General features: G+C 36.5%; 1 protein-coding gene and 1 pseudogene. One reads left to right on the top strand and one right to left on the bottom strand.

Annotated elements, in window-relative coordinates:
* Positions 1–9: 9 nt before the first annotated feature.
* Positions 10–153 (bottom strand): annotated as a pseudogene (locus FTU86_RS13870) (zinc ribbon domain-containing protein); the annotation flags it as partial.
* A 218-nt stretch (positions 154–371) separates the two neighbouring features.
* On the opposite strand from FTU86_RS13870, the gene FTU86_RS13705 reads away from it, so the two are divergent.
* The gene (locus FTU86_RS13705) at positions 372–1,340 is read left to right on the top strand and encodes an IS110 family transposase (RefSeq protein WP_127800624.1); all 969 of its coding nucleotides are present in this window, start codon (positions 372–374) and stop codon (positions 1,338–1,340) included.
* The last annotated feature ends 65 nt before the right edge of the window (positions 1,341–1,405 follow it).

Here is a 1,405-nt window from a genome sequence, read left to right as displayed (position 1 = left end):
TTGACATCCTCACCCACCTGAAAGGAGGGTGATTCCTACTGCTAGACGCTTATGCCCAAGCGCAAGTATGTTCTTGGCGGAGTTTAAATCGCGTTGATTTACACTTCCGCATTCACATTCCCATACTCTTATTCGCAAATCTGCTCTACCTTGTATCTTAGTTTGTATAGTGATTAGCTATCACTATATGAAAATTGTAGAGCTTGTGTTCTACCTAAAACTTCTAAGTTTGTCCGAAAGAGTAAGTCTACAATTTTCCCCTAATTACTCCTTTCAACTCTGAACGGTAACTAAGCACTTTGATGCTGTATTCACAAGGTTAGATCGTGATTAGTGAGTAATTAAAACACTAATGGATTGTAGAGGTACACATGATTACATTGGGTATTGATGTCAGTAAAGCCAAAATTGATTGTTGTATTTTTCCTTCTGGTCTAACTGGAAAGAGAAAAACCAAAAGGTTTGATAATGCACAATCTGGTTTTGTTAAACTCGTAAAGTGGTTAACCGAACTAGATGTTAATTTATCAGACACTCGGGCTGTAATGGAAGCTACATCGGTATATCATGAGAATCTAGCTCATTTTTTATATGATATGGAGTTAACAATATGTATCGCTAATCCTGCAAGAGTTCGAGCGTTTGCAAAAGGATTATCAATGCTAAATAAAACAGATAAAGCAGATAGCGAAGCTCTCGTCTATTATGCAAATACTGTTAAGTTAGCAACATGGCAACCTGAGAAAGAAAATGTAAGAATATTAAAGGCTTTAATAAATAGATATGCAGTTCTTGAAGAAGACTTGCAACGTGAAAAGAATCGTTTAGAAAAGGCTCAATCTACTCAAACATTTCCACAAGTATTACTCTCAATTAATATTCGTATTCAACAACTTGAACAAGAGATTATTAGATTGGATGAAACGATCTCTAGTCATGTAAATGGTGATTCAGAGCTAAAAAATGATCTTGCTTTACTAACTACTATTCCAGCAGTAGGAAGGAAAACTGGATTGCTCATGCTAGGGTTATTACGCTCTCATCACTTTGAAAAAGCAAGTCAGGTCGCAGCTTATGTTGGTCTAGTTCCTATACATTTCCAATCTGGCAGTTCGGTCAATAAACGAAGTCGTTTATCAAAAGCAGGTGATAGTAAAATACGCTCTAGCCTATTTATGCCATCTATAGTTGCACTTCAATATAATCCCCATATTAAGGCACTGTATCAGCGACTACGTGAAAAAGGAAAGCCTAAAATGCTGATTGTTAGTGCTGCAATGCGTAAGTTAGTACACCTATGCTATGGTGTATTAAAACATCAAACTGCTTATCAAATATAAGGTAAGTAATTACTAAATTAGGTTGACAGCCAAGACGGTATCTTTCGGACTGCTTGCGGTGATTG

Source organism: Acinetobacter sp. YH12155 (assembly GCF_013418255.1).
Lineage (GTDB): Bacteria > Pseudomonadota > Gammaproteobacteria > Pseudomonadales > Moraxellaceae > Acinetobacter > Acinetobacter indicus.
The sequence above is the reverse complement of the archived record's forward strand: the minus strand, read 5'-3'. Positions and strand labels throughout refer to the sequence as shown.

Coding starts and splice junctions, on each gene's coding strand:
- FTU86_RS13705 (WP_127800624.1), top strand. CDS start 372: ATGATTACATTGGGTATTGATGTCAGTAAAGCCAAAATTGATTGTTGT.